This window comes from Streptomyces sparsogenes subsp. cuspidosporus, assembly GCF_039532705.1.
Classification (GTDB): domain Bacteria; phylum Actinomycetota; class Actinomycetes; order Streptomycetales; family Streptomycetaceae; genus Streptomyces; species Streptomyces sparsogenes.
In genome coordinates this window covers 85,925-104,922 of record NZ_BAAASD010000009.1, presented here as the reverse complement: position 1 = coordinate 104,922, position 18,998 = coordinate 85,925, and the positions used below count along the sequence as shown (strand labels likewise).

Genomic DNA, 18,998 nt, shown 5'->3' with positions numbered 1-18,998 from the left:
ACCGCACTGACGCTAAACGGCACCACTTTCGATCGCCAAACGGTTCCACTCTTTTGTTGGTTTCCCCACAGACACGCCCGACCAGACGGGCGACCTCTGCTATAAAGCGGGCAAACAGGAGGACCCCGGCGCCTGAAACGGCGCCAGGGTCCCTTTTCTCACGGTCTGTTCGGCCCGCTCGCGCGGCCCTCCCGACGGATCAGCCCTGGATGACGCGCACCTCGCCGATGCCCAGCGTCTTGACCGGCTCCTCGATCTTCGAGGCGTCGCCGACGAGCACCGTGACCAGCCGGTCGGGCGGGAAGGCGCTCACCACCGCGGCGGTCGCCTCCACCGTGCCGGTCTCCGCGAGACGGGTGTACAGCTGCGCCTGGAAGTCATCCGGCAGGTGCTGCTCGACCTGGTCGGCGAGGGTGCCCGCGACGGCGGCCGCCGTCTCGTACTTCAGCGGGGCCACCCCGACGAGGTTCTGCACGGCGACGTCGCGCTCGGCGTCAGTGAGGCCCTCCTCCTTCAGCGTGCCCAGCACCTTCCACAGGTCCTCCAGGGCCGGGCCGGTGACCTCGGTGGCCACCGAGCCGCTGATGGCCAGCATCGCCGCGCCCGTGGCTCCTCCGGAGGCGTCCGGGGCCGTCGAGCGCAGCACCTGGCCGAAGGCCCGCACGCCGTAGGTGTAGCCCTTCTCCTCGCGCAGCACCCGGTCGAGCCGGGAGGTGAGGGTGCCGCCCAGGCAGTAGGTGCCCAGCACCTGGGCGGGCCAGACCCGGTCGTGCCGGTCGGCGCCGATCCGCCCGATGAGCAGCTGCGTCTGCACCGCGCCCGGCCGGTCCACGATGACCACCCGGCCGGTGTCGTCGGCGGTGATCGGCGCCATCGGGCGCGGCTCGGCGGCGCCCCCGGTCCAGGTGCCGAGGGTCTCGGCCAGCGCCTTGTCGAGGTCGACGCCGGTCAGGTCGCCGACCACCACGGCGGTCGTGGTGGAGGGGCGGACATGCGCCTCGTAGAAGGCCCGCACGGCCGCGGCGTCGATGCCCTCGACGGTCTCCTGGGTGCCCTGGCGCGGCCGGGACATCCGGGCCTCGGCCGGGAAGAGCTCCTTCGACAGCGCCATCGAGGCGCGCCGGGCGGGGTTGGCCAGCTCGTGCGGGATCTCGTCCAGGCGGTTGCGCACCAGCCGCTCGACCTCGCCCTCGGGGAAGGCGGGCGCGCGCAGCGCGTCGGCCAGCAGGCCGAGCGCCTTGGGCAGCCGGGAGACGGGGACCTCCAGCGACACCCGGACGCCGGGGTGGTCCGCGTGGGCGTCCAAGGTGGCACCGCAGCGCTCCAGCTCGGCCGCGAACTCCTCGGCGGTGTGCTTGTCGGTGCCCTCGGACAGGGCGCGGGCCATGATCGTGGCGATGCCGTCGAGCCCGGCCGGCTCGGCCTCCAGCGGGGCGGCCAGGTTGATCTCCACGGCGACGACCTGCTGGCCGGGGCGGTGGCAGCGCAGCACGGTCAGCCCGTTGGACAGCTCGGCGCGCTCGGGGGCCGGGAACGCCCACGGCTTGGCGGCGCCCGGCCGCGGCTGCGGGTGGAAGGTCATGGTGGTGGTGACGGCGTCGCTCACTGGGCCGACTCCCCTTCTGCGTCGTTGTCCTCGGCGGTGTCGTCGGCCTGCTGGGCGCCCTGGACCGGTTCGTAGACCAGCACCGCGCGGTTGTCGGGGCGCAGCCTGGCCTGGGCCACGGCCCGCACCTCCTCGGCCGTCACCTGGAGGACCCGCTCCACGGCGGTCAGCGCCAGCTGCGGGTCGCCGAACAGCACCGCGTAACGGCACAGCTCGTCGGCGCGGCCGCCGACCGTGGCCAGCCGGTCCAGCCACTCGCGCTCCAGCTGGGCCTGGGCGCGCTCCATCTCCTCGGGCGTCGGCCCCTCCTCGGCGAACCGGGCCAGCTCCTCGTCGACGGCGGCCTCGATGTCGGGCACCTCGACGCCGGCGGAGGTCTTCACGTCCAGCCAGCCGAGCGAGGGGGCGCCCGCCAGCCGCAGCAGACCGAAGCCCGCGGCCACCGCCGTACGGTCGCGGCGCACCAGGCGGTTGTGCAGCCGGGAGGACTCGCCGCCGCCCAGGACGGTCAGCGCCAGGTCGGCGGCGTCGGCCTCGCGGGTGCCGTCGTGCGGCAGCCGGTAGGCGGCCATCAGGGCGCGGGCCGGGACCTCCTCCTCCACGACCTCGCGCAGCTGCCCGCCGATCACGTCCGGCAGGGTGCCGTCGCGCGGCGGGCGCTTGCCGTCGTGGGAGGGGATGGTGCCGAAGTACTTCTCGATCCAGGCCAGGGTCTGCTCGGGGTCGATGTCGCCCACGACCGCCAGCACCGCGTTGTTCGGCGCGTAGTAGGTGCGGAAGAACTCGCGCGCGTCCTCCAGGGAGGCCGCGTCCAGGTCGGCCATGGAGCCGATCGGGGTGTGGTGGTACGGGTGGCCCTCTGGGTAGGCCATGGCGACCAGGCGCTCGAAGGCGGTGCCGTACGGCACGTTGTCGTAGCGCTGGCGGCGCTCGTTCTTGACGACGTCCCGCTGGTTCTCCAGGCTCTCCTCGTCCAGCGCGGTCAGCAGCGACCCCATGCGGTCCGCCTCGAGCCACAGCGCCAGCTCCACCTGGTGGGCGGGCATCGTCTCGAAGTAGTTGGTCCGCTCGAAGCTGGTGGTCCCGTTGAGCGAGCCGCCGGCGCCCTGCACCAGTTCGAAGTGGCCGTTGCCCTTCACCTGCGACGAGCCCTGGAACATCAAGTGCTCGAAAAGGTGAGCCAGACCGGTGCGTCCCTTGACTTCGTGGCGCGAGCCGACGTCGTACCAGAGGCAGACCGCCGCGACCGGGGTCAGGTGGTCCTCGGAGAGCACCACCCGCAGGCCGTTGGCCAGCCGGTGCTCGGTCGCTGTCAGGCCGCCGGAGCCGGCTTGTTCCGTGGCCGTGTGACCCATGGGCATGTACGTCCCTTCGATCGCGTGATGGAGCGCGTGCGAGCCGCTTGAAGTGCGGTCCTGTCACTGTATGCAAGCGCACGGACATCTGGCGAAGTTCCCGCCGGGGGAATCTCTCGGAGGGGCGTTGTCAGTGGCCCGTTCCACACTTGTCGGTGGCCCGGTCCACAATGGTCGGCGTCAGATCCCGCCTCGGCAGTTGAAGGAGCCGCAAGCGCGATGGCCCGCCGCAGCACAAAGACCCCTCCGCCGGACGATTTCGAGGAGCGCATCCTCGACATCGACGTCGTCGACGAGATGCAGGGCTCCTTCCTCGAGTACGCGTACTCGGTCATCTACTCGCGCGCGCTGCCCGACGCCCGTGACGGACTCAAGCCGGTGCACCGGCGGATCCTCTACCAGATGAACGAGATGGGCCTGCGGCCCGAGCGCGGCTTCGTCAAGTGCGCCCGCGTCGTCGGCGAGGTCATGGGCAAGCTGCACCCCCATGGCGACGCGTCGATCTACGACGCGCTGGTGCGCATGGCGCAGCCCTTCTCGATGCGGGTGCCGCTGGTCGACGGCCACGGGAACTTCGGCTCCCTGGGCAATGACGACCCGCCCGCGGCGATGCGGTACACCGAGTGCCGGATGGCCTCGGCGACCTCGCTGATGACCGAGTCGATCGACGAGGACACCGTCGACTTCGGCCCGAACTACGACGGCAGCGAGCAGGAGCCGGTGGCCCTGCCCGCCGCCTATCCGAACCTGCTGGTCAACGGCTCGTCCGGGATCGCGGTCGGCATGGCGACGAACATGCCCCCGCACAACCTGGGCGAGGTGATCGCCGCCGCCCGCCATCTGATCAAGCACCCGGGCGCGGACCTGGACACCCTGATGCGGTTCGTGCCGGGACCCGACCTGCCGACCGGCGGCCGGATCGTGGGCCTGGGCGGCGTCCGGGACGCGTACGAGAGGGGGCGCGGCACCTTCAAGATCCGCGCAACGGTCTCGGTGGAGGACGTGACGGCCCGCCGCAAGGGTCTGGTCGTCACCGAACTGCCCTTCACGGTCGGCCCCGAGAAGGTCATCTCGAAGATCAAGGACCTGGTCGGCGCGAAGAAGCTGCAGGGCATCGCGGACGTCAAGGACCTCACCGACCGCGAGCACGGCCTGCGCCTGGTGATCGAGGTCAAGAACGGCTTCAACCCGGAGGCCGTGCTCGAGCAGCTCTACAAGCTGACGCCGATGGAGGAGTCCTTCGGCATCAACAATGTCGCGCTGGTGGACGGCCAGCCGCTGACGCTGGGCCTCAAGGAGCTGCTGGAGGTCTATCTCGACCACCGCTTCGACGTGGTGCGGCGGCGCAGCGAGTTCCGGCGCGGCAAGCGGCGGGACCGGCTGCACCTGGTCGAGGGCCTTCTCGTCGCCCTGCTCGACATCGACGAGGTCATCCGCATCATCCGCTCCAGTGAGAACGCGGCGCGGGCGAAGGAGTCCCTGATCGCCCGCTTCGGACTCTCCGAGGTCCAGACGCAGTACATCCTGGACACCCCGCTGCGCCGGCTGACCAAGTTCGACCGGATCGAGCTGGAGTCGGAGCGCGACCGCCTCAAGGCGGAGATCGAGGAGCTGACCCGGATCCTGGAGTCGGACGCCGAGCTGCGCAAGCTGGTGTCGGCGGAACTGGCCCAGGTGGCCAAGAAGTTCGGCACCCCGCGGCGCACGGTGCTCCAGGAGTCGGCGGACGCCCCGGTGACCGCGGTCCCGCTGGAGGTCGCCGACGACCCCTGCCGGGTGCTGCTGTCCTCCACCGGCCTGCTGGCCCGCACGGCCAACGGAGAGCCGTTCCCGGGCGAGGGCCGGGCCAAGCGCGCCAAGCACGACGTCATCGTCTCGGCCGTCCCGGCCACGGCCCGCGGGGACGTGGGCGCGGTGACCTCCACCGGGCGGCTGCTGCGGCTGGCCGTGGTCGACCTGCCGATACTCCCCGAGACGGCCGGCGCCCCGAACCTGGCGGGCGGCGCCCCGATCGCGGAGTTCCTGTCCCTTCAGGAGGGTGAGGAGCTGATGTGCCTCACCACCCTCGACGAGTCCTCGCCGGGGCTCGCGATCGGCACGGAGCAGGGCGTCGTCAAGCGCGTGGTGCCCGACTATCCCGCCAACAAGGACGAGTTGGAGGTGATCGGCCTCAAGGAGGGCGACCGGATCGTCGGCGCGGTGGAGCTGCGCACGGGCGAGGAGGACCTGGTCTTCATCACCGACGACGCGCAGCTGCTGCGCTACCCGGCGAGCCAGGTCCGGCCGCAGGGCCGCCCCGCGGGCGGCATGGCGGGCATCAAGCTGGGCTCGGGCGCCAAGGTGATCTCGTTCACCGCCGTGGACCCGGCGGTGGAGGCGGCGGTGTTCACGATCGCGGGCGCGCGCGGCACGCTCGACGACTCGGTGCAGCAGTCGGCCAAGCTCACGCCGTTCGACCAGTACCCGCGCAAGGGCCGGGCGACCGGCGGAGTGCGCTGCCAGCGGTTCCTGAAGGGCGAGGACTGCCTGGTCCTGGCCTGGGCAGGCGCCACCCCGGCCCTCGCGGCCACGGCAACCGGCACCCCGGCCCCCCTCCCCGAACCCGACCCGCGCCGCGACGGCTCGGGGGTCGCGCTCACCAAGAAGATCGCGGTGGTGGCCGGCCCGGTGTAACCGGCCCCGCCGCGCCCCGCCACGGCGGCGGAGCGGCGCCCAGCGGCCGGGTCGCCGCCGTACGGCGGCCCGGCGCTCCGGCCTGTCGGGGGGCGTCGGCTCGGCTCCCCGGCTCGAAGTGACGGTGCAGGAAGGCGACGCGCCGTGACCGCGTTACGGCACACCCCGGAACCCGGGCGCCGCTCCCCCGCCCCGGTCCCGGCCGCTGGTCGGGCGGGGCGGGGGGGTACGCGCCAGGCACGGGTCCTGGCGCGGCGGCGCCCGGGGCGCGGTGCGGCGGGCATCGCGCCCACGGCGAGATCACCCCCGGGAACACGAGCCGCCCCGGTCGGCACCGCCCCGGAAACCGAGCGCCCGCCCCGCGCCCGGCCGGGCCGTTGGTCGCGGAGGGCCACGGGGTACGCGCCAGAGGCGCCGACGCGACGCCCAGGTCGGCACCGCCCCGGAGACCCGAGCGCCCGCCCCGCCCGGCGGCCGGTGGCGGACCCGGCCACGGGTCGGCAGGGGCCGGGGCACTCGCCGGGCGCCGATCCGGGGTCGGGAAACGCCTGGGGCGTCGTACGCGGGTCGTCGCCGCGGCCGAGCGCGGCCCAGCGCGGGATCACTCCCGGGAACACGTGACGCCCCGCCCGGCGCCGCCCCAGGAACGCAAGAACCCACCCCGCCCCCGACCCGGCCGCTGGTCGGAGGCGACACCGGCGCCAATCCGGGCGCGGCGCCCGGAGGCGTCGTGCGCTGAGCATCGCGCCCTCCGCGAACTCGCCCTTGGGGAGAGCCAACGTCCCGGTCGGCGCCGTCCCGGAAACCCGCGCGCCCGCCCCGCGCCCCGACCCGAAACGGCCGCTGGTCCAGGCGGGGCAGGTACGTGCCGGGTGCGGCGGACGCCCGAGGTGTCGTGCGAGGCCGCCGCGCCGATCCGAGCCGCGCTCGCCGCGAGTTCACCCCACGGCCCTGCGAGCCCCCGTCGGCGCTGGGCATCCTCGACCCCCGGCCTCGCGGCCCGCCCGTACGGGGCGCACGGCGGCCTGTCGTCTCCCTACGCGCGCCACCGGAAGCCAGAGATCGCAGGAGAGGTTAGGCTTACCTTCGTGATCTCGTGCACGACCGCTTCCCGCGACCTGTCCGAGCCGCTCGCAGGGACGGCGGCCACCGCCACCACCTGGCTTCTGCTCGAGCAGCCCGGCCCCTGGGGCGCCGAGGCGCTGACCGCCAGCCATCTGGCCCCGGCCGTCGGCCGCGCGCTGGAGCGCGCCGCCAAGGGGACCGGCGTCCGGGTCGCGCTGATCCGGCGCCCCGGACGGCACGCCGACTGCCACACCCCCGCGCGGCAGCGCGTCTTCGTCGCGCACACCCGCCCGGGGGACTCCTGGATCCGCACCACCACCCTCACCGAGCCCGAGCGGCTGCTCGCCCTCGACTTCGCCGCGCTCGGCGCGGGCGACCCGCGCGGCCTGCGCCCCGTCACCACGAGCCCCGGCCGGGCGGGACAGCGGGGGTGGGAGGAGTACACGGGCGATCCCCTGGTCCTGGTGTGCACCAACGGCAAGCGCGACCGCTGCTGCGCCCTCCTCGGCCGACCGCTGGCCGGCGAGCTCACCGCCTCCGGCGCGCGCGGCACCTGGGAGGTCACCCATCTCGGCGGCCACCGCTTCGCGCCGACGCTCGTGGTGCTGCCGTACGGATACACCTACGGAAGGGCCACCGCGCGGTCCGTGCGGGACGTCCTGGACGGGCTGCGTGCCGGCCGGGTCGTCACCGAAAACTGCCGCGGCCGGTCCACATGGGACCGCCCTGGCCAGGCCGCCGAGCTGGCGGTCCGCGAGCTGACCGGCGAGGCGGGCCCCGACGCGCTGACCGTGCTGCGGGCCGAGGGCGCCGCCCCCGCCTGGACCGTGACCGTCGGGCATGCCGACGGACGGCGCTGGCGGGTCGACGTCATGCAGGTCGCCGCCGCGCCGCCGCGCCCGGAGAGCTGCGGGGCGGCGCTGGGTTCCCCGGCCCGGATGGAGGTCGTCGGCGTGCGGGCGGTACGCACCGAGCGGGTGGCCCCGACCGTCGCCGCCGGGGCGCCCGGCTGATCCCCTTCCCCGCCGGGGGCGCCGGGGCGCCCGGCTGAGCCACCCGCCGGGGCGCCCAGCAGCCCAGCCGCCCGGACAGCCCGGCCGACCAGCAGCCCAACAACCCGGCACCCCAACACCCCGGGCAGCCCGGCCGACCAGCAACCCGACAACCCGGGCGCCCCGGCCGCTCCACAGCCCGGCAGCCGGGGCGCCCGGGCCCGGACCTCCCGGCCGGGCCGCCCCGGGCCCCGGCACCGCCCGGCCGGGAGCCTGCCGCCCGGGCCTGCCGCCGTGCCGCGCATCCGCGCTTGGTTACCCTCCCTTCATGAGCGCCGCGATACCCCGGGGGCCGCGCGCCGAGGCCCCGAGGTGGCGCATCGGCTGGCCCCGACGTGTCTTCTCCCAGGTGCTGCTGATGCAGCTGACCATCGCGACGGGCGTCATCGTGCTGGCGACCGGGCTCTTCCTCGCCCGGCTCGGCTCCCAGCTGGACGACCAGGCGATGCGCCGCGCCCTCGCCATCGCCCAGACCACGGCCTCCGCCCCGAACCTGAGCGAGGCGCTCGAGCACACCCGCCCCACCCCCTACGGCCCGGTCCAGGCCCAGGCGGAGCGGATCCGCCGGGCGACCGGCGCCGAGTACGTCGTAATCATGGACACCCGGGGGGTGCGCTGGTCCCACACCTCCTCGGAGGAGATCGGCCGGCATGTCTCCACCGACCCCAGCGACGCCCTCGCCGGCCGGGAGGTCATGGAGATCGACAACGGAACGCTCGGCAGGTCCGCCCGCGGCAAGGTCCCGCTGCGCGACAAGGACGGCCGCATCGTCGGCGCCGTGTCGGTCGGCATCTCGTACCAGAGCGTGCGCGACCGGCTCCTGGGCGCGGTGCCGGGGCTGCTGGCGTACGCGGGCGGCGCGCTCGCGGTGGGCGCGCTGGCGGCGTACGTGGTGGCGCGCAGGCTCCGGCGCCGCACCCACGACCTGGCGTTCTCCGACATCTCCGCGCTGCTCGCCGAGCGCGAGGCCATGCTGCACGGCATCCGCGAGGGGGTGGTCGCCCTCGACGCGCGCGGCCGTGTCCGGCTCATCAACGACGAGGCCCAGCGCCTCCTCGACCTGCACGCCGAGGCCACCGGGCGGCCGCTGGACGAGGTGCTGCCGCCGGGCCGCACGACCGATGTGCTCGCCGGCCGGGTCACCGGATCGGATCTGCTGACCGTCAGCGGCGGCCGGGTGCTGGTCGCCAACCGGATGCCGACGGACGACGGCGGGGCCGTGGCCACCCTGCGCGACCGCACCGAGCTGGAGCGGCTGGGCCGCGAGCTGGACGGCACCCGGGGGCTGATCGACGCGCTGCGCGCCCAGGACCACGAGCACGCCAACCACCTGCACACCCTCCTCGGGCTGCTGGAGCTCGAGCTGTACGAGGAGGCCGTGGAGTTCGTCACCGAGGCGGTCGGCGTGCACCGGGCCACCGCCGAGCAGGTCACCGAGCGCGTCCACGACCCGCTGCTCGCCGCTCTGCTGGTCGGCAAGGCCACGGTCGCCGCGGAGCGCGGTGTGTCGCTGCGCATCGCCGAGGAGACGCTGCTGCCCGACCGGCTGGTGGACCCGCCGGGCCTGGTGACGATCGTGGGCAACCTCATCGACAACGCGCTGGACGCGGCGGCCGGGTCGGCCGATCCGCTGATCGAGGTGGAGCTGTCCGCCGACGGCACCACGGTGGTGCTGCGGGTCTCCGACAGCGGGCCGGGCATCCCCGCCGACCGCCGCGACGTCGTCTTCGCCGAGGGCTGGTCGACCAAGGAGCCGCCCGCGCACCGCAAGCGCGGCATCGGCCTGGCCCTAGTGCGCCGCCTCGCCGAGCGGCAGGGCGGCAGGGTGCGGGTGGCCGACCGGGACGGCGGGGGCGCGGAGTTCACGGTGGTGCTGCCCGAGGCCCTGGCCGTGCAGCCGGACAGGGCCCGGCTGAGCGCGACAGGAGAGCCGCGATGACGGAGATGCACAGGTGACGGGGACACATAAGTGGCAGGGACACGTGGGTGACAGAGACACGTGGGTGACAGCGATGCGCAGGGGACGGAGGTGACGGGGGTGACGGATGTGAACGCCGCGGGCGGCTCGATCGGCGTGCTGGTCGTGGACGACGATGTGCGCGTGGCCCGGGTGAACGCGGCGTACGTGGAGAAGGTGCCCGGCTTCCGCGTCGTGGGGCGGAGCCACACGGCCGCCGAGGCGCTGGCCTTCCTGGACCGCGCCGAGGTCGACCTGGTGCTGCTCGACCACTATCTGCCGGACGAGACGGGCCTCGCGCTGGTGCGGCGGCTGCGCGAGCGCGGCCACCACACCGACATCATCATGGTCACCGCCGCCCGCGACATCGCGACCGTGCAGGCGGCGATGCGCCACGGCGCGCTGCAGTACCTGGTCAAGCCCTTCACCTTCGCGGGGCTGCGGGCCAAGCTGCAGGGCTACGCGGCGCTGCGCCGCGCCCTGGAGGGCGGCGGCGAGGCCGGTCAGGACCAGGTCGACCGGATCTTCGGGGCCCTGGGCGGCGCCGCGGCCGGCCCGGCGGAGCTGCCCAAGGGTCACTCCGCGCTCACGGCCGACCTGGTGCGGGAGGTGCTGCGGGGTGCCGAGGGCCCGCTGTCGGCGCAGGAGGTCGCCGAGCGGTCATCGCTCAGCCGGCAGACCGCGCAGCGCTATCTCAAGCTCCTGGAGCGCACGGGCCGGGTCCGGCTCAGTCTGAAGTACGGCGAGACGGGCCGCCCGGAACACCGCTACGTCTGGGTGTGAGGCGGGCCGCCGGGGGGGTGAGCGCGGCGGCCCCGGCGGACGGACGGGCGCCGCGGGCGCCGGGGGCCCCGCTCAGGCCGCGCCGGCCCCCGTGAGGGCCCGTACCTCCGTCTCGGCGTACTTGGCCTCGTTGCCGATGGCCCCGGCGCCCCGCGGTGAGACGACCGTGCCGAGCCAGCCGGCGAGGAACCCGAGCGGGACGGAGACGAGGCCCGGATTCTCCAGCGGGAAGACATGGAAGTCCACTCCCGGGAAGATCGCCTCCGGGCCCCCGGAGACCACCGGCGAGAGCACTACCAGCACGACCGCCGGAAGCAGCCCTCCGTACACGGACCACACCGCGCCGCGCGTGGTGAAGCGCCGCCAGAAGAGCGAGTAGAGCAGCACCGGCAGGTTTGCCGAGGCGGCGACCGCGAAGGCCAGCCCGACCAGGAAGGCCACATTGAGGTCCTGGGCGAGCAGGCCGAGCCCGATGGCGGCCGCCCCGATCCCGACGGCCGCGATCCGCGCGACCGCGACCTCGCTGCGCGGCGTGCGCTCCGCGCGGCGGCTCAGCGAGGCGTACAGGTCATGGGCGACCGAGGCGGAGGAGGCGAGGGTGATCCCGGCGACCACGGCGAGGATGGTGGCGAACGCGACGGCGGCGACCGTGGCGAACAGCACCGTGCCCCCGGTCGACCCGGCGCCCCCGCCGAGGTCCAGCGCGAGCAGCGGGACGGCCGTGTTCCCGGCCGGGTTGGAGGTCCGTACGGCGTCGCTGCCCAGCACGGCGGCCGCGCCGAAGCCGAGCACGATCGTCATCAGGTAGAAGCCGCCGATCAGTCCGATGGACCAGATGACCGAGCGACGGGCGGCCCGCGCGGTGGGCACCGTGTAGAAGCGGGAGAGGATGTGCGGCAGCCCGGCGGTGCCGAGCACGAGGGCGAGCCCGAGGCTGATGAAGTCCAGCCGCGCGGTCCAGCCGCCTCCGTACTTCAGCCCCGGGGCGAGGAAGTCCCGGCCGTGTCCGCTGTGCCGCGCCGCCGCGCTGAGCAGCGCGTCCACATCGCCGTGGAAGCGGACCAGGACCAGGGCGGTGAGCGTGGCCGCCCCGGCCATCAGCAGCACCGCCTTGACGATCTGGATCCAGGTGGTGGCGCGCATCCCGCCGAGCGCCACGAAGATCACCATCAGGGTGCCCACGCCGATGACCGTCCAGGCGCGGGCGCGCGGCCCCGTCTCGCCGATCAGCAGGGCGATCAGACTGCCCGCCCCGACCATCTGGGCGACGAGGTAGAGCACACACACGGTGACGGAGGAGACGCCCGCGGCGATCCGGACCGGTGGCCTGCCCATCCGCGCGGCCAGCACGTCGGCGAGGGTGAAGCGGCCGCAGTTGCGGACCAGCTCGGCGACCAACAGCAGCACCACGAGCCAGGCGACGAAGAAGCCGACGCAGTAGAGCACGCCGTCGTAGCCGAAGAGGGCGATGAGGCCGGAGATGCCGAGGAAGGAGGCGGCCGACATGTAGTCACCCGCGATGGCGAAGCCGTTCTCCATGGGGGAGAACAGCCGCCCGCCCGCGTAGAACTCCTCCGGGGAGCCGTGCCTGCGGCGGCCCGCCCAGGTGGTGATGGCGAGGGTGGCGGCGACGAACACCCCGAAGAGCAGCAGCGCCAGGCTCTGTTGATTGCCGGTCATCGGCCGTGCCCCCGCATCATCTCCTGCGTGACCCATCGGAGCTCCAGCGCGACCCGGTCCCGGCGCAGCCGCGCATGGCGGGCATACGCCCAGGTCAGCAGGAAGGTGGTGGCGAACTGGGCGAGCCCGGCGAGCATCGCGACATTCAGCGCGCCGACCACGGGACGGCCCATCAGATCGGGCGCGGTGGTCGCCGCGACGACATACGCGAGGTACCAGAGGAAGAAGACGGTGGTCGCGGGGAAGACGAAGCGGCGGTAGCGTCTGCGCACTTCCTGGAACGCGGCGCTGCCGTGAACCTCGGTGTAGACGTCCGCGGCGGCGGGCGGGCGGGCGCGCCGGGAGCCGCCGCCGGTGTCGTCCTCGCCCCAGCCGGAGGCGACCGTGTCGTACCAGGGGTCGCCCAGCTCGACCGCCCCGGCGTCACGCGCGTTGTGCTGCATGTCCACCCGAACACTCCTTGCTCACTGCCGCATTGGCCGCGTGCCAAGGATGGACGGCGTAGGAGTTCCCGGCCCCCTCAATACCGGACCTTCACCCCATCAGGTGACTCAGGTGACGAACGTCCCGGAACCCGGACCGGTCGCGGGTCCGTGGCTCGGACTGAGACCAGGTCCGGGGCCCCGGCTGACACCAGGCCCGGGGCCCGGGCCGACACCGGGTCCGGAGCCAGGTTCGGGATCGGAGTCGGGGCCGGGCGGCCGGGCGATCCCGCTCCGGTAGGCGTAGCGCACGGCCTGGGCGCGGTCGCGCACCCCCGCCTTGGCGAAGAGGTTGTTGATGTGCGTCTTCACGGTCGCCTGACCGATGCGCAGACGGCGGGCGATCTCCGCGTTGGCCAGGCCCTCGGCGACCAGGGCGAGGACCTCCGCCTCGCGGGGCGTGAGCCCGTCGGGCAGCGGGCCGCGCCTCGCGGGCGCGGCCTTCAGGGGCTCGCCGCCCGCGGCGCCCTCCGCTCCCTCCGCGCCCTCGACCAGTCGCTCCAAAAGCCGTCGCTGGACGCCTGGCGACAGCGCGGCCTGGCCCGAGACCACGTCCTCGATGGCGCGGGCGATCTCCTCCGCGCCCGCGTCCTTGGTCACATAGCCGCGGGCGCCCGCCCGCAGGGCCGGGAAGAGCCAGTCGTCGTCGGCGTAGGTCGTCACCACCACGACCTGTGTCGAGGGGTGTCCGGCGCGGATGCGCCGGGTGGCCTCGACGCCGTCGCAGCGGGGCATCCGCAGGTCCATCAGCACCACGTCCGGGGCGAGCTCCGCGACCAACCGCAGCGCGTCCTCCCCGTCCCCCGCCGCGCCGACGACCTCGATGCCGGGCAGCAGCCCCAGCAGCAGCACGATGCCCTCGCGCACCATGATCTGGTCATCGACGACCAGCACCCGCGCCGCCCTCGGGCCGGCGAGCCCGCGTCCTTCGTCCATCGCCCGTGTCCCCCAGTCGTCAGTACGCCGACACGCCGCCACGCCGTCACGCCGGGGCCCGCAGGCGCACCAGGAAGCCGTCCTCGGCTGGCCCGGCCTCCAGCGTGCCGCCGAGGAGTTCCGCGCGCTCCCGCATCCCCCGCAGACCGTATCCGGCGCCGGTCGCCGCCGGCCCGCCGGAGGGCGCCTCGCGCGCCGCGCCGTTACGTATCTCGAGGAGCACCTCGCCCTCCAGGTAGGCGAAGCGCACCGTCACCCGCGCGCCCGGCGCGTGCTTGCGGACGTTGGTCAGCGCCTCCTGCGCGACCCTGCGGACGGCGAGCCCCGTCTCGGCGGTCAGCCGCCGGCGTTCGCCCTCCGTCTCGAACCGCGCCCCTTCGGTCGCCGCCGCCTCCCGCAGGAAGTCCTCGACCGGCGCCGTCTCGCCGCGCAGCGCGTACAGGGCCTGACGGGTCTCGGCCAGGCCGTGGCGGGCCATCCTGCGGGCGGCCACCACCCGGTGGAGCACCAGGGCCCGGTCCTCCCCGCGCTCGACCAGCAGTCTGGCCGCTTCCAGGTGGACGAGCTGCGCGGACAGGCTGTGCGCCAGCACGTCGTGGATCTCCCGGGCGATCCTGGTCCGCTCGGCGAGCGCCGCGCTCCGCGCCTCGGCCCGGCGCGCCGCCCGCTCCTGCTCGAGCAGCCGGTAGCCGGTGCCGCGCGCCTCCTCGTCGAGCCGCAGCGTGTAGCCGACGAGCAAGAAGCCCGCGCCCATGGCCAGACCGGCCGGCAAGCTGTCGTCGCCGAGCAGCGCGTACGAGCCGGAGGCCACGATTCCGGCGGGCAGGCCGACCACCAGCGGCAGCCGCTCCATCGAGACGATCACTCCGACGATCCACGCCGCGGCCGCCGGGGTGTCGGCTCCCACGGCCCGGAGGCCGGCCCCCGCCGCGAGCAGCAGGGCGAGCAGGGCCAGGGCGGGGCCGAGCCGGTGGTCGACGGTGACGCGGCGGAACGCGTACACCAGGGCCGCGCAGCCGGCCACGGCCGCGAACAGGGCGATCCGCGCCCACCCCGGGAAGGCGTCGTCACGCGCCACGTCCCAGAGCAGCAGGCTCGCTCCGAAGATCCCCATGCCCGCGTTGATCAGCAGCCGGACCGGGGGTACGCCCTGGCGCGTGAGCGCCTGCCGCGAGGGCCACCGCGTCCCTCGCTGCATTGTTCCTCCCCTCCCCGGATCCCGCGCGAGTCGGCCGGGCACGGGTCGAAGCCCGGCTCCGGTCGCCCACGGCGCTGCCGCTCACACGCTACGGAACGGCCGTGCCTCGCGGATCGGCCCTGAGTCGGGGCCGGGTGGAGCGTGGCTCTCCACCCGGGGGTGGAGAGCCGCCCTCGGGTGGAGAGGCACGTCGGGCGGTGCGCACAGTGCGTCAGGCGTCGATGCGCGACCGGTCGAGGGTCGCCGCCGAGTTGGTGATGAACTCCTTGCGCGGCGCGACCTCGTTGCCCATCAGCAGATCGAACACCTGCTCGGCGGCCTCCAGGTCGCTGATGTTGATGCGCCGCAGCGTGCGGTGGCGCGGATCCATCGTGGTCTCCGCGAGCTGGTCGGCGTCCATCTCGCCCAGACCCTTGTAGCGCTGGATGCCATCCTTGTAGCGGACACCCCGGCGCTGGAGATCCAGCAGCGTCTCCTGGAGCTCGTTGTCCGAGTAGGTGTACAGGTACTTGTCCTGCCCCCGCTTGGGGTTGACCAGCTCGACCCGGTGGAGCGGCGGCACGGCCGAGAAGACCCGTCCCTGCTCGACCATCGGCCGCATGTAGCGCTGGAACAGCGTGAGCAGCAGGATGCGGATGTGCGCGCCGTCGACATCGGCGTCGGCGAGGAAGATCACCTTGCCGTAGCGGGCCTGGTCGATGTCGAAAGTCCGGCCCGAGCCCGCCCCTATGACCTGGATGATCGAGCCGCACTCGGCGTTCTTCAGCATGTCGGAGATCGACGCCTTCTGAACGTTGAGGATCTTGCCGCGGATCGGCAGCAGCGCCTGGAACTCGGAGTTCCGGGCGAGCTTGGCCGTGCCGAGCGCCGAGTCTCCCTCGACGATGAACAGCTCGCTGCGGTCCACGTCGTCGCTGCGGCAGTCGGCGAGCTTGGCGGGCAGCGAGGAGGACTCCAGCGCCGTCTTGCGGCGCTGCGCCTCCTTGTGCTGGCGGGCCGCGATGCGGGTGCGGGCGGCCGCGACGATCTTCTCCAGGACGGCGCGGGCCTGCTGCTTGGCGTCCCGCTTGGTGGAGGTGAGGAACGCCTTGAGCTCCTTGGCGACCACGTTGGCCACGATCCGGGAGGCGGCGGAGGTGCCCAGCACCTCCTTGGTCTGCCCCTCGAACTGCGGCTCCGCCAGCCGCACGGTGACGACCGCGGTGAGGCCCTCCATCGCGTCATCCTTGACGACGTCGTCCTCGGCGACGCGCAGCAGCTTGGCGGCGCGCAGCACCTCGTTCACCGTCTTGGTCACCGAGCGCTCGAAGCCGGCGACGTGGGTGCCGCCCTTCGGGGTGGCGATGATGTTGACGAAGGACTTCACGGTGGTGTCGTAGCCGGTGCCCCAGCGCAGCGCGATGTCGACACCGAGCTCCCGGGTGATCTCGGTCGGCGTCATGTGGCCGCGCTCGTCCAGGACCGGGACGGTCTCCTTGAAGGTGCCCTGCCCGGACAGCCGCAGCACGTCACAGACGGCCTTGTCCTGCGCCAGGTACTCGCAGAACTCGCTGATGCCGCCGTCGAAACGGAAAACCTCTTCGGACGGGCCGCCGGCGCCGTCGCGGGCCTCTGCGGTCCGCTCGTCCCGGACGATCAGCGTCAGGCCCGGCACCAGGAAGGCGGTCTGGCGGGCACGCGCGTACAGCGTCTCCAGGGAGAGCTTGGCGTCCTTGAGGAAGATCTGCCGGTCCGCCCAGTAGCGGGTGCGGGTGCCGGTGCGGGTCTTGGGGATCCGCTTGCCCTTGAGGAGACCGCTGGACGGGTCGAAGGGCGCCTCGGGGCCCGATTCGGTAAAGATGCCGGGGACGCCGCGGCGGAAGCTGATCGAGTGGGTCTTGCCGTCCCGGTCCACCTCCACGTCGAGCCGGGAGGACAGCGCGTTCACCACGGAGGCGCCGACGCCGTGCAGACCGCCGGAGGCCGCGTACGAGCCGCCCCCGAACTTGCCGCCGGCGTGCAGCTTGGTCATCACGAGCTCGACGCCCGACAGGCCGGTCTTGGGCTCGATGTCGACCGGGATGCCGCGGCCGTTGTCCCGGACCTCCACCGAGCCGTCGTCGTGCAGGATCACCTCGATGCGGTCGCAGTAGCCCCCGAGCGCCTCGTCGACCGAGTTGTCGATGATCTCCCAGAGGCAGTGCATGAGGCCACGGCTGTCCGTCGAGCCGATGTACATGCCGGGACGCTTGCGTACCGCTTCGAGCCCCTCCAGGACGAGCAGGTGCCGCGCGGTGTAGTTGGAGCCGCCCCGGTCTGCTCCGGTCAGCAGCGCAGTGGACGGCACGGACGTGTCGGCGGTCACGCGGTTCGCTCCTCGCTGAATTTCTGATTGGCCCGGCTGCGGGCCGACTTGGTGGCAGGGTCGCCCGTCAGAGCGTACCGAGGCCTGATAGAGCCTTTGTGCCGCCACCCATGGGAACGTCCATGCTAGTCCAGACTCCTTGACTCTCGCTCGTACGTTCGATCCCTCGATGGGGTGACACAAACATCACGTTCCCTTTCAGGCATGAACCATTTAGGCTCCGGGCACGTCCTCACCAACAACCGGCAACCCGGCCGGGAGGACAAATCCGACAAGCGACGTGAAACCGTAAACCCACGCAATACGGCTCATTCGCCGCCAACCGTCACCATCCGGTCTACTCAGAAGCAATTTTTGAGAAAAAGCCACGAGCGGGAACGTTTTCGGCTTGGTTGGATGTTGACCCTGGTACGACAGCTCGTCGAGCTAGAGAAGAGGCGACGTGACTACTGTTCTGACCCCCGCGAGCCCCCTGACGGCCGCTGACCGCTGCGACCGCTGCGGCGCCCAGGCGTACCTGCGCGTCGTGCTGGCAAGCGGTGGTGAACTGCTCTTCTGCGCCCACCACGGGCGTAAGTTCGAGCCGGAACTCAAGAAGATCGCCGTGGAGATACAGGACGAGACCGAGCGGCTGACCGCCGTCCCGGCGTCCGCGTCCGACGACGAACGCTGACGCCTCACATCCGAACGACGACGAGCGACACCGGCCCAGGGCCGGGACCTCGGGCGGCCTTCCCCCATGGGAGGCCGCCCGTCCTCGTCTCTCGGTCTGTCCGGCGATCGCCAAGACGATCACCCGAGGGGGAGACCCCGAGACGTCAGCCCCAGGAGGTCACCCTGAGGCGTCAGCCCCAGGCGTCACCCCGAGGCGGTCATCATCGACAGCACCGCCGAAATGCGCGTATAGACACCGGGCCGCCCCGCCTCCGCGCAGCCGCCTCCCCAGGACACCAGCCCCACCAGCTTCCCCCGGGCGACCAGCGGCCCGCCGCTGTCCCCCTGGCAGGCGTCCCGGCCGCCGGCCGGCAACCCCGCGCACATCATGGAATCCGCGCGGTACTCCCCCTCCACGTCTCCCGGGTAGGCCTCCTCGCACGCCTCGTCCGGCAGCACCCGCACCCGGGTGGCCCGCAGCGTCGAGGCGTAGCTGCCGTTACCCCGCGTATCGCCCCAGCCGTACACCGCCGCCCGCGCTCCCGGCTCATAGGCCCGGTCCCCGTCGGGTGCCATGGCGATGCCGTAGATCCGGGGCAGCCGTCTGGGGAGGGTGAGCACCGCGACATCCCCCGACCTGCCGATCCGGTCGTAGCCCGGATTGATCCAGACCCAGCGCGGCGCCATCTCCACCCCTCCGCTGCCGCGCAGATCGTCCCGGCCGATGATCACGCGGAGGTCATGGACCTCGCGCCAGTCCACGCCGAGCACATCGCGGCTCAGGCAGTGCGCCGCCGTGAGCACCGTGGTGGGGCCCACCACGACCCCGCCGCAGAACTGGCCCGAGCGCGCTTCACCGAAGCGCTCCCGGCTCCCCAGCGCCACCGCCCAGGGCGCCAGGGCGGTATGGGCGGGCTGACCGCCGACCACCGTGCGGTCGGCGGTCGCCGGGGGAGGCAGGATCACCAGCATGGCCAGGGCGGTGACCAGCGGGGCAGCGAGAAAGGCGAACAGGGCGGAAAGCGACCTACGCATTCAGCCTCCTGACCGTAAGGAGCGCGTCGCACACCCACAGTCACCCAGCTCCCGCCGTTCCGCATCCTGGGAGCGGCCGAACGGGGACGGCGCCCACAAACAGCACGGCACAGCGCGAAGGCCGGGCCCTGAGGAGGGCCCGGCCTTCGCGCTGTGCCGTGCAGCGGCGGTCCGTCGG

12 protein-coding genes and 1 pseudogene are annotated in these 18,998 nt (G+C 73.3%); 5 read left to right on the top strand and 8 right to left on the bottom strand.

Annotated features, from left to right (window positions below; genetic code table 11):
- Window positions 1-199: 199 nt before the first annotated feature.
- Together ABFY07_RS14065 and ABFY07_RS14060 are read right to left on the bottom strand one after the other, a co-directional pair.
- Window positions 200-1,606, bottom strand: coding sequence for a M16 family metallopeptidase (locus tag ABFY07_RS14065; protein WP_346174821.1), 1,407 nt, complete (start codon window positions 1,604-1,606; stop codon window positions 200-202).
- On the bottom strand, window positions 1,603-2,967 hold the full coding sequence (locus ABFY07_RS14060) for a M16 family metallopeptidase (protein WP_076970695.1): 1,365 nt from the start codon (window positions 2,965-2,967) through the stop codon (window positions 1,603-1,605). Before ABFY07_RS14060 ends, ABFY07_RS14065 begins: the two co-directional genes overlap by 4 nt.
- 213 nt (window positions 2,968-3,180) lie before the next feature.
- On the opposite strand from ABFY07_RS14060, the gene ABFY07_RS14055 reads away from it, so the two are divergent.
- The 4 genes from ABFY07_RS14055 to ABFY07_RS14040 all read left to right on the top strand — a co-directional run bounded on the left by ABFY07_RS14055 (window position 3,181) and on the right by ABFY07_RS14040 (window position 10,491).
- Complete coding sequence (locus ABFY07_RS14055) at window positions 3,181-5,634, top strand: DNA gyrase/topoisomerase IV subunit A (protein ID WP_346174820.1); 2,454 nt, start codon at window positions 3,181-3,183, stop codon at window positions 5,632-5,634.
- Between the two features lie 1,088 nt (window positions 5,635-6,722).
- Window positions 6,723-7,712 (top strand): sucrase ferredoxin, encoded by a 990-nt coding sequence (locus ABFY07_RS14050; protein ID WP_346174819.1) that lies wholly within the window; start codon window positions 6,723-6,725, stop codon window positions 7,710-7,712.
- A gap of 307 nt (window positions 7,713-8,019) precedes the next feature.
- Window positions 8,020-9,690, top strand: coding sequence for an ATP-binding protein (locus tag ABFY07_RS14045; protein ID WP_346174818.1), 1,671 nt, complete (start codon window positions 8,020-8,022; stop codon window positions 9,688-9,690).
- A 99-nt stretch (window positions 9,691-9,789) separates the two neighbouring features.
- A complete protein-coding gene (locus ABFY07_RS14040) occupies window positions 9,790-10,491 on the top strand; it encodes a response regulator (RefSeq protein WP_346174817.1) in 702 nt (233 codons plus the stop codon).
- 72 nt (window positions 10,492-10,563) lie between these two features.
- On the opposite strand, the gene ABFY07_RS14035 is transcribed toward ABFY07_RS14040, so the two are convergent.
- From ABFY07_RS14035 to ABFY07_RS14015, 5 genes and pseudogenes are all read right to left on the bottom strand, one after another.
- Window positions 10,564-12,171, bottom strand: coding sequence for a solute symporter family protein (locus ABFY07_RS14035; protein ID WP_346174816.1), 1,608 nt, complete (start codon window positions 12,169-12,171; stop codon window positions 10,564-10,566).
- Window positions 12,168-12,614 (bottom strand): DUF485 domain-containing protein, encoded by a 447-nt coding sequence (locus tag ABFY07_RS14030; protein WP_346174912.1) that lies wholly within the window; start codon window positions 12,612-12,614, stop codon window positions 12,168-12,170. The genes ABFY07_RS14035 and ABFY07_RS14030 overlap by 4 nt, the downstream gene beginning before the upstream one ends.
- A gap of 252 nt (window positions 12,615-12,866) precedes the next feature.
- A pseudogene (locus tag ABFY07_RS14025) lies at window positions 12,867-13,589 on the bottom strand (response regulator); the annotation flags it as partial.
- A 46-nt stretch (window positions 13,590-13,635) separates the two neighbouring features.
- The gene (locus tag ABFY07_RS14020) at window positions 13,636-14,787 is read right to left on the bottom strand and encodes a sensor histidine kinase (protein ID WP_346174815.1); all 1,152 of its coding nucleotides are present in this window, start codon (window positions 14,785-14,787) and stop codon (window positions 13,636-13,638) included.
- A 211-nt stretch (window positions 14,788-14,998) separates the two neighbouring features.
- Window positions 14,999-17,131, bottom strand: a complete 2,133-nt coding sequence (locus tag ABFY07_RS14015) for a DNA gyrase/topoisomerase IV subunit B (protein ID WP_346174814.1) — start codon at window positions 17,129-17,131, stop codon at window positions 14,999-15,001.
- Between the two features lie 442 nt (window positions 17,132-17,573).
- On the opposite strand from ABFY07_RS14015, the gene ABFY07_RS14010 reads away from it, so the two are divergent.
- Window positions 17,574-17,804, top strand: a complete 231-nt coding sequence (locus tag ABFY07_RS14010; protein ID WP_346174813.1) for a DUF7455 domain-containing protein — start codon at window positions 17,574-17,576, stop codon at window positions 17,802-17,804.
- A 185-nt stretch (window positions 17,805-17,989) separates the two neighbouring features.
- On the opposite strand, the gene ABFY07_RS14005 is transcribed toward ABFY07_RS14010, so the two are convergent.
- Window positions 17,990-18,820, bottom strand: coding sequence for a S1 family peptidase (locus tag ABFY07_RS14005; protein ID WP_346174812.1), 831 nt, complete (start codon window positions 18,818-18,820; stop codon window positions 17,990-17,992).
- Between the last annotated feature and the right edge of the window lie 178 nt (window positions 18,821-18,998).

Bases quoted from the DNA above. Each gene is read 5' to 3' on its own strand.
- ABFY07_RS14060 (WP_076970695.1), bottom strand. From the start codon at position 2,967: ATGCCCATGGGTCACACGGCCACGGAACAAGCCGGCTCCGGCGGCCTG.
- ABFY07_RS14055 (WP_346174820.1), top strand. From the start codon at position 3,181: ATGGCCCGCCGCAGCACAAAGACCCCTCCGCCGGACGATTTCGAGGAG.
- ABFY07_RS14045 (WP_346174818.1), top strand. From the start codon at position 8,020: ATGAGCGCCGCGATACCCCGGGGGCCGCGCGCCGAGGCCCCGAGGTGG.
- ABFY07_RS14035 (WP_346174816.1), bottom strand. From the start codon at position 12,171: ATGACCGGCAATCAACAGAGCCTGGCGCTGCTGCTCTTCGGGGTGTTC.
- ABFY07_RS14030 (WP_346174912.1), bottom strand. From the start codon at position 12,614: ATGCAGCACAACGCGCGTGACGCCGGGGCGGTCGAGCTGGGCGACCCC.
- ABFY07_RS14020 (WP_346174815.1), bottom strand. From the start codon at position 14,787: ATGCAGCGAGGGACGCGGTGGCCCTCGCGGCAGGCGCTCACGCGCCAG.
- ABFY07_RS14005 (WP_346174812.1), bottom strand. From the start codon at position 18,820: ATGCGTAGGTCGCTTTCCGCCCTGTTCGCCTTTCTCGCTGCCCCGCTG.